Below are 8,124 nucleotides of genomic sequence, written 5' to 3'. Positions count from 1 at the left end.
ACTGGAGAGCGGGAACGTCGGCGAGAGCGACGGGAACGGCGGGAGTGGCGAGGCTGGCGAGGCTGGCGAGGCTGGCGAGAACGAGGGTGCGCGGATCGCGGCCTGAACGCCGTACGCACCACGCGCGCGCCGATGCCCACGGCGTGACCACCCTCGTATGGCACCGGTGTCGGCCTTTCCACCCGGAGCGGCTGTACGCGGCACTTGAGGACATCACCTGCGCCGCGGCCCGCAGCCGGGGCCGGTTCTGGCTCGCCGACAGGCCCGACTCGCTCCTCCACTGGGACGCGGCAGGCGGTGCCCTGTGTGTGGAGAGCGCGGGCCCGTGGCTCGCCTCGTTGCCGGACGCCGCCTGGGAGTTGGTGCCGCCGGTGCGCCGTGCCGCCGCCGCGCTCGACTGGCACCCGGAGCACGGGGACTGCTGTCAGCACCTTGTCTTCACATCCCCCGGTCTCGACCGGGACGGGCTCGAACTGCTCCTGGAGTCCTGCCTGTTGACCGACACCGAGTACGCCGCCGGGCGTACCGCCTGGAAACGCCTTCCGTCCGCCTTCGACGCCTTCCTGGAGATCTGACCGTGCCCCGCAAGTCCGAGGGCAAGCCTGCGCACAGGCCTGCCAAGTCCCGTCGTAATCCGCTGGATTCGGCCGGAGTGACGTACATCGACTACAAGGACACCGCCCTGCTGCGGGCGTTCGTCTCCGATCGCGGCAAGATCCGCAGCCGCCGCGTCACCGGCGTATCGGCCCAGCAGCAGCGGCAGTTGGCGGCTGCGATCAAGAACGCCCGGGAGATGGCATTGTTGCCGTACTCGACCCGATAGTCGCCCCGATGGAACATGCGGGCCCCCGAACACGTCTTCCTCAGTACATGTCCTGCCCGGACGTGGGCAGACGCTGGAACGGCATCGGTAAAGCGGTCGTCAAAGCTGTAACCGGAGCACCACCCCGCGTGCACGTGCATCTGCCCATGCATCTGCACATGAACAGGGCTATGATCCGGAACAGTTGACCACTGCATCAATGGCCACACCAGCCAGTGCACAACCGGGAGCGACCTGTGGACCACCGCGTTGACAGCGTGTACTTGGGGTTCGACGTGTACAACGGCATGGCTGCCACGCAGCTGGACGGAGTGGCCTGGCAGAAGAGCCGGCACAGCAACTCGCAGGGGTCCTGCGTGGAGTTCGCGCGGCTGCCCGGCGGAGACGTCGCGGTGCGCAACTCGCGCTTCCCCGACGGTCCGGCGCTCGTCTACACCCGCGCCGAGATCGAGGCGATGCTCCTGGGCATCAAGGACGGCGAGTTCGACCACTTGATAGTGGGTTAGCGGATCCGCGTGCCCACGCGGCCACAACGCGCGTAGAACCGCGGCCCGAAAAAGAGCCGCGGTTCCTCACGCGTTGTTCTGTGCCGGTTCGCCCTGAAGGCGGAACAGCGCCCAGACCACCTTGCCGCTGAGCGTGCCCGCCAGCGGGTGCCAGCCCCAGCCGTCGGCGAACGAGTCGACGAGGAACAGGCCGCGGCCCGACTCGGCCGAGAAGTCCTCCGACTCGCAGGCGATGGGACTGTCGTGACTGGGGTCGCGCACGGCGCACACGAGCCGCTCGGTCCAGCGCATCAGGTGCAGCCGTACGGGCGGGTTCTGTTCCGGGACACGTGGCGCGTTGGCCGGCAGGGCGTGCCGCAGCGCGTTGGTGACCAGTTCGGAGACGACCAGACAGACGTCGTCGAAGCGGTCGCCTATGTCCCACTGGTCGAGGGTGCGGCGGGTGAACTGCCGTGCCTCGCGCACCGCTTCGTAGCGGGCGGCCAGAGCGCACGAAGCCGCACTGGACACGGCTGAGGGGTCCAGTGGCGGAAGGCCCTGCCGTAACGGCTCGAGCATGGTCGATCCATTCGTCCCCATGCGAGGCACTCCCGGGAATTCGCGGTCGTTGCGATGCAGCGGTGGCGCGAGACCATGGTTTCGGATGCGTACAGCAGATGCAAGGGCAGATGCACGTGCAGCTGACCGAATTGGACCCTCCCGTACCGCTTGTTGGCCATTTTTTCCGCCAACTTCACGCCGATCTCTCGCTCCGGCCTTGCTTCTTCCTGACGTCTTCCTGACAAGTTCCTGTGAAACAGGGGACCCTTCTTTCCATTTCTGTAATCGAACGAGTACTGCTCGAAGTGTTTTAGTGGCAGACTGCGGCCCCTGAAGACGGTTGGGGAGGCTGGCGAACGTGAGCGCGGGAGAGCCCGGATCGGTGGTGCGGCGGATGCTGCTCGGCTCGCAACTCAGGCGACTGCGGGAAGCACGTGGGATCACTCGCGAGGCCGCGGGGTACTCGATCCGCGCTTCCGAATCCAAGATCAGTCGCATGGAGCTGGGGCGAGTGAGCTTCAAGACCCGGGACGTAGAGGATCTGTTGACGCTGTACGGCATCACGGACGAGGCGGAGCGCATCTCACTCCTCTCCCTCGCGAAGGAGGCCAACGTAGCGGGCTGGTGGCACAGTTACTCGGACGTCCTGCCCAGTTGGTTCCCCACCTATGTGGGTCTGGAGGGTGCCGCCTCCCTCATCCGTGTCTACGAGGTGCAGTTCGTGCACGGACTGCTCCAGACCGAGGCCTACGCCCGCGCGGTCGTCCGGCGTGGCATGAAGGGCGCGAGCGCGGCCGACGTGGAGCGGCGCGTGGCGCTGCGCCTGGAGCGGCAGAAGTACCTGGTGAACGAGAACGCGCCGGACTTCCACATCGTCCTGGACGAGGCCGCCCTGCGCCGCCCGTACGGCGACCGCGAGGTGATGCGCGGTCAGTTGCAGCATCTGATCGAGGTCTCCGAACACCCCAACGTCCGCCTCCAGGTCATGCCGTTCGGCTTCGGCGGTCACGCCGGCGAGTCCGGCGCCTTCACGATCCTGTCCTTCCCGGAGTCGGACCTCTCGGACGTCGTCTATCTCGAACAGCTCACCAGCGCGCTCTACTTGGACAAGTCCGAGGACGTGGCCCAGTACGAGAAGGCGCTCAAGGAGCTCCAGCAGGACAGCCCGGGCCCGGACGAGAGCCGGGATCTTCTTCGGGGACTGCTCCAACTCTCTTGAAACACAAGTACGATGACGTGTGATCAGACCGTGATGATCGATGATCGGGTCTGCTGTTGATCGTGTCTGCCAGCGATTGAGGGATCACACATGTCGTCCTACTTCACCGACCTTGCTCAGCAGTACATCGACGGTGAATGGCGCCCGGGCACCGGTTCCTGGGACATCATCGACTTCAACCCGTACGACGGCGAGAAGCTCGCGTCGATCACGATAGCCACGGTCGACGAGGTCGACGAGGCGTACCAGGCGGCCGCCCGCGCCCAGAAGGCATGGGCCGCGACCAACCCCTACGCCCGCCGCGCCGTGTTCGAGAAGGCCCTGCGGCTCATCGAGGACCGCGAGCAGGAGATCGCCGAGGTGATCATCGCCGAACTCGGCGGCACGCACCTGAAGGCCGGCTTCGAACTGCACCTCGCCAAGGAGTTCCTGCGCGAGGCGATCCACCTCGCGCTGCGCCCCCAGGGCCGGATCATCCCCTCGCCGGTCGACGGCAAGGAGAACCGCGTCTACAGCGTCCCGGTGGGCGTCGTAGGCGTGATCAGCCCCTTCAACTTCCCCTTCCTCCTCTCCCTCAAGTCGGTAGCCCCCGCACTGGCGTTGGGCAACGGCGTGGTCCTCAAGCCGCACCAGAACACCCCGATCGTCGGCGGCTCCCTGGTCGCGAAGATCTTCGAGGACGCGGGTCTGCCGGGCGGCCTCCTCAACGTCGTCATCACCGACATCGCGGAGATCGGCGACGCGTTCATCGAGCACCCGATCCCGAAGGTCATCTCCTTCACCGGCTCCGACAAGGTCGGCCGCCACGTCGCGACCGTCTGCGCCTCGCACTTCAAGCGCTCGGTGCTCGAACTCGGCGGCAACAGCGCGATCGTGGTCCTCGACGACGCCGACATCGACTACGCGGTCGACGCCGCGGTCTTCAGCCGCTACGTCCACCAGGGCCAGGTCTGCATGGCCGCGAACCGGGTGCTGGTCGACCGGTCGATCCGGGACGAGTTCACCGAGAAGTTCGTCGCCAAGGTCAAGTCCCTCAAGGTCGGCGACCCGAGCGACCCGCAGACCGTCATCGGCCCGGTCATCAACTCCTCGCAGGCGGACGCCCTTTCGGGTGTCGTCGAGCAGGCGATCGCGGAAGGCGCGACGGCGCTGGTCCACGGCACGACCACCGACAACCTGGTCGCGCCCTCGGTCCTCACCGACGTCCCCGCCGGCTCGGAGCTGCTCCGCCAGGAGGTCTTCGGCCCGGTCGCCTTCCTCATCCCCTTCGACGGCGAGGAGGAGGCGGTGAGCATCGTCAACGACACGCCGTACGGCCTGAGCGGCGCCGTCCACACCGGCGACATCGAGCGCGGCGTCAACTTCGCCAAGCAGATCGACACGGGCATGTTCCACGTCAACGACGGCACCGTCCACGACGAGCCGATCGTCCCCTTCGGCGGCGAGAAGGCCTCCGGCGTGGGCCGCCTCAACGGCGAGTCGATGCTGGACGCGTTCACCAGCCTGAAGTGGATCTCGGTGCAGCACGGGCGGAGCGGGTTCCCGTTCTGACATCTTGAGCAGCCGATTTTGAGTACGAAGCCGTAGCCGGGCCATTGAGGACAGAACCTGACCTCAATGGCCCGTAGCTTCGTCGGTGTCGGGCAGGGGGACAGGCTCCCTGCCGGTACCGGCGAAAGGCGACAGTCATGGTCACTCACGTAGCGGCGGAGACTCGGGGCGACGAGCGCGGAGCGCTGCTCGCGTTCATCGAGGAGCAGCGGGGCGGTATCCGCCGGGCGCTGCTCGGGCTGACCGAGGAACAGGCCGCGAGCAAGCCGAGCGCGAGCGAACTCTCCCTCTCCGGCCTGCTCAAGCACTGCGCCGAGGTCGAGCAGGGCTGGATCGCCCGGGCGAAGCAGGAGCCGCCGGCGGTCGAGCGGGGCGAGACCAACTGGCACGAGACCTTCCAGTTGGTCGACGGTGAGACCGTCGAGTCGCAACTCGCGTACTGGGAGAAGGTCGCCGCCGAGACCGAGGCGTACGTCCGCTCGGTGCCGAGCCTGGACGACAGCTTCCCGCTGCCGGACCAGCCCTGGTTCCCCGAGGGGCGTGTCTCCGTGCGGTGGGTGTGCCTGCATCTGATCCGCGAGACCGCCCGGCACGCCGGTCACGCCGACATCGTCCGCGAGTCCCTCGACGGCGCCACCGCGTTCGAGCTGGTCGCGAAGGAGCGGGGCACGACCGGAGGCTGACCTGGCGGGTTCTACGCTGAGCCCATGTCAGCGATCCGTCTCCTCGTGCTCAACGCCGTGCGCCAGCACGGGCGGGCCCACGGCTATCAGGTGCGCAACGACCTGGAGTACTGGGGTGCGCACGAGTGGTCCAACGCCAAGCCCGGCTCGATCTACCACGCGCTCAAGCAGCTGGCCAAGCAGGGCTTCCTGCACGCCCACGAGATCGCGCCGTCCACCGTCGGGGGGCCGCCGCGCACGGAGTACGAGATCACCGACGGGGGCACCGAGGAGTACTTCCGGCTGCTGCGCGAGGCGCTGTCGTCGTACGACCAGCAGATGGACGTGAAGTCGGCCGCCATCGGGGGCATCGTCGATCTACCCAGGGCCGAGGTGGTGGAGCTGCTCATGGAGCGCACGCGGGGCATCGCCCAGTGGCGGGCCTCGGTCACCGAGTACTACATCCCCGAGGGAGGCCCCGAACAGCTGGGCCACATCGGCGAGATCATGAACCTCTGGGTCCACACGGCCGACGCCGAGGCCGCGTGGACCCGGGGGCTGATCGAGCGCATCGAGGGCGGGGCGTACACCTTCGCGGGGGAGGGTGAGCCGTTCGTCGGTGTCCTGAAGGACGACGAGGAGAACCCGTACGCGACGGGGGAGCGGCACCCGGGGGATGCCCGCTAATCAAGTTTGACTAACGAGGTTTGTGGCGTTACTTTCGAGCGTGTAGTCAAGTTTGACTAGCTAAGGGGTGTCCAGTGGCCGACGCGGCGATCATCGTCGAGGACGCGCACAAGACGTATGGCGAGAAGAGGAGCCGGAAGGTTGAGGGGGTCAAGGGGGCGCTGGACGGGCTCGATCTGCGCGTCGCGCGCGGCACCGTGCATGGCGTGCTCGGGCCCAACGGTGCGGGTAAGACCACCCTGGTCCGTGTCTTGTCCACCCTGTTGCGGCCCGACTCCGGCCGGGTCGAGGTCGCAGGGTACGACGTGCTGAGCGAGGCTCGTGCGGTTCGGTTTCGTATCGGGCTGCTCGGTCAACATGCGGCTCTGGATGAGGAGTTGGGTGGTCGGCAGAATCTGGAGATGTTCGGCCGTCTCCATCACCTCGGTGCCCGTCACGCGCGTGTGCGTGCCGATGAGCTTCTGGAGCGCTTCGATCTCGGCGACACCGGTCGTAAGCCGGTTCGCGCCTACAGCGGAGGCATGCGGCGTCGGCTGGATCTCGCCGCGTCGCTCGTCACCGCGCCCGAGATCCTCTTCCTGGACGAGCCGACGACCGGCCTCGACCCGCGCGGCCGGGCCGAGGTGTGGACGGCGGTCCGTTCCCTGGTCGGGGGTGGTACGACGGTTCTGCTCACCACGCAGTATCTGGAGGAGGCCGATCAACTCGCCCATCGGGTCTCGGTAGTTGATCGGGGGCGGGTCATCGCCGACGGCAGCCCCGACGAGCTGAAGTCCCGAATGGGTGGCGACCGTATCGACGTCGTTCTGCGTGACGCGGGTCAACTGGGCGCCGCCGTCGCCCTGTTGCCGTTCCCCGAGGCGGGCGTCTCCGTCGACGTCGACCGCCGGCTGCTCAGCGCGCCGGTCTCCGACCGGATGACGGCGCTGTCCGGAGTCGTCCGGGCGCTGGAGGAGGGCGGGATCGATGCCGAGGACGTGGCGTTGCGGCGGCCGACCCTGGACGAGGTGTTCCTGCATCTGACGGGACGTGACGACGGTGCGGGGGCGGGTGTGGGTGCGGGTGCGGGTGCGGGTGCGGACGATCGTGCGAATGTGAAGGAGGCCGTGTGAGTGTCTACGCTCTGACCGATTCCTGGACCATGACCCGGCGTGAACTCGCCCACTGGGCGCGGCAGCCCGTGCAGGTCGTGGTGAGTCTGGTTTTTCCGGTGATGCTGTTGTTGATGTTCGGCTATCTGGTCGGGGGTGGGCGGGCGGTCGAGGGTGACTACGTCGACTATCTGGTGCCCGGGATGCTCGCGCTGACCATGGCGTTCGGGCTGGAGGGCACGATGCTTGCCGTCACCCAGGACCTCAACAAGGGTGTGATCGACCGCTTCCGGTCGATGCCGATGGCTGACGGGGCGGTCCTGGTGGGGCGTTCGGCCGCGGACATGTTGCAGTCGGCGATCGGGTTGGTCGTGTTGATCGGGGTCGGGCTGGGGCTCGGTTGGCGTCCGCATGCCGGGCCGGGGCAATTCCTGGGCGCGGTGGGGCTGTTGCTGCTTTTTCGGTTCGCCATGTTGTGGGTCGGGATTCAGTTGGCGCTGGTTGCGGGGCGGCCTGAGATGGTGCAGGCCGTGCAGATTCTGGTGTGGCCGGTCGGGTTTCTGTCCAATGCGTTGGCTACGCCTGCTGCCATGCCTGGTTGGCTGGGCTCGGTTGTTGAGTGGAATCCGATGTCTCAGACCGCTACGGCCGTGCGTGAGCTGTTCGGTGGGCCCGGGGGCGAGTCGGGGCACGTCTGGGCTGCTGTCGTTTGGCCGTTGGGGTTGCTGGTTGTGTTCTTTCCGCTGGCGGTGCGGCGGTTTCGGGGGCTTGGGGGGTGAGTTGTCGGGTGCGGGTGCGTTGTGGCTGGTCGCGCAGTTCCCCGCGCCCCTAGGTGGTGTGGGGTGCGGCTTTGTGCCTGGGTGCGGGTGCGTCGTGGTTTGCCGTGCCGTCGTTGGGGGTCGGCGCCGCGCCGGGGGGTATCCGTCCTCGGATTGGCGCGGGATCGGTTTCTCAAGAATGAGACCGTGTTGACGCGCCAACCGCTGCGGGCGGACACCCCCCGACACGTCACCTTCTCGCCGTACGCGGGTGGCGGGCCCCCTTG

The 8,124-nt window shown here is 67.5% G+C and carries 9 protein-coding genes and 1 pseudogene; 9 read left to right on the top strand and 1 reads right to left on the bottom strand.

Annotated features, from left to right (window positions below; translation table 11 throughout):
- Positions 1–122: 122 nt before the first annotated feature.
- The 3 genes and pseudogenes from ACNFOC_RS46495 to ACNFOC_RS46485 form a co-directional block, all read left to right on the top strand.
- Positions 123–575 (top strand): annotated as a pseudogene (locus ACNFOC_RS46495) (CobW C-terminal domain-containing protein); the annotation flags it as partial.
- A gap of 2 nt (positions 576–577) precedes the next feature.
- Complete coding sequence (rpsR, locus tag ACNFOC_RS46490; RefSeq protein WP_416965041.1) at positions 578–823, top strand: 30S ribosomal protein S18; 246 nt, start codon at positions 578–580, stop codon at positions 821–823.
- A 287-nt stretch (positions 824–1,110) separates the two neighbouring features.
- A complete protein-coding gene (locus ACNFOC_RS46485; RefSeq protein WP_234478148.1) occupies positions 1,111–1,329 on the top strand; it encodes a DUF397 domain-containing protein in 219 nt (72 codons plus the stop codon).
- A 66-nt stretch (positions 1,330–1,395) separates the two neighbouring features.
- Here ACNFOC_RS46485 and ACNFOC_RS46480 read toward each other — a convergent pair whose 3' ends face one another.
- On the bottom strand, positions 1,396–1,908 hold the full coding sequence (locus tag ACNFOC_RS46480) for an ATP-binding protein (RefSeq protein ID WP_416965040.1): 513 nt from the start codon (positions 1,906–1,908) through the stop codon (positions 1,396–1,398).
- 343 nt (positions 1,909–2,251) lie between these two features.
- Here ACNFOC_RS46480 and ACNFOC_RS46475 point away from each other — a divergent pair, with 343 nt between their 5' ends.
- From ACNFOC_RS46475 to ACNFOC_RS46450, 6 genes are all read left to right on the top strand, one after another.
- Positions 2,252–3,088, top strand: coding sequence for a Sco1979 family transcriptional regulator (locus ACNFOC_RS46475; RefSeq protein WP_521986741.1), 837 nt, complete (start codon positions 2,252–2,254; stop codon positions 3,086–3,088).
- 90 nt (positions 3,089–3,178) lie between these two features.
- The gene (locus ACNFOC_RS46470; RefSeq protein WP_416965039.1) at positions 3,179–4,639 is read left to right on the top strand and encodes an aldehyde dehydrogenase family protein; all 1,461 of its coding nucleotides are present in this window, start codon (positions 3,179–3,181) and stop codon (positions 4,637–4,639) included.
- Positions 4,640–4,776: 137 nt separating this feature from the next.
- A complete protein-coding gene (locus tag ACNFOC_RS46465; RefSeq protein WP_416965038.1) occupies positions 4,777–5,322 on the top strand; it encodes a DinB family protein in 546 nt (181 codons plus the stop codon).
- 24 nt (positions 5,323–5,346) lie between these two features.
- Positions 5,347–5,988: a PadR family transcriptional regulator gene (locus ACNFOC_RS46460; RefSeq protein WP_416965037.1), complete on the top strand. Its 642-nt coding sequence runs from the start codon at positions 5,347–5,349 to the stop codon at positions 5,986–5,988.
- Between the two features lie 74 nt (positions 5,989–6,062).
- Entirely contained in the window at positions 6,063–7,100 is a 1,038-nt protein-coding gene (locus ACNFOC_RS46455) for an efflux ABC transporter ATPase subunit, DrrA-related (protein ID WP_416965036.1), read from the top strand.
- Positions 7,097–7,858 (top strand): ABC transporter permease, encoded by a 762-nt coding sequence (locus ACNFOC_RS46450; protein ID WP_416965035.1) that lies wholly within the window; start codon positions 7,097–7,099, stop codon positions 7,856–7,858. The genes ACNFOC_RS46455 and ACNFOC_RS46450 overlap by 4 nt, the downstream gene beginning before the upstream one ends.
- The last annotated feature ends 266 nt before the right edge of the window (positions 7,859–8,124 follow it).

The sequence above is a fragment of the Streptomyces colwelliae genome (assembly GCF_048158785.1).
Classification (GTDB): domain Bacteria; phylum Actinomycetota; class Actinomycetes; order Streptomycetales; family Streptomycetaceae; genus Streptomyces.
The sequence above is the reverse complement of the archived record's forward strand: the minus strand, read 5'-3'. Positions and strand labels throughout refer to the sequence as shown.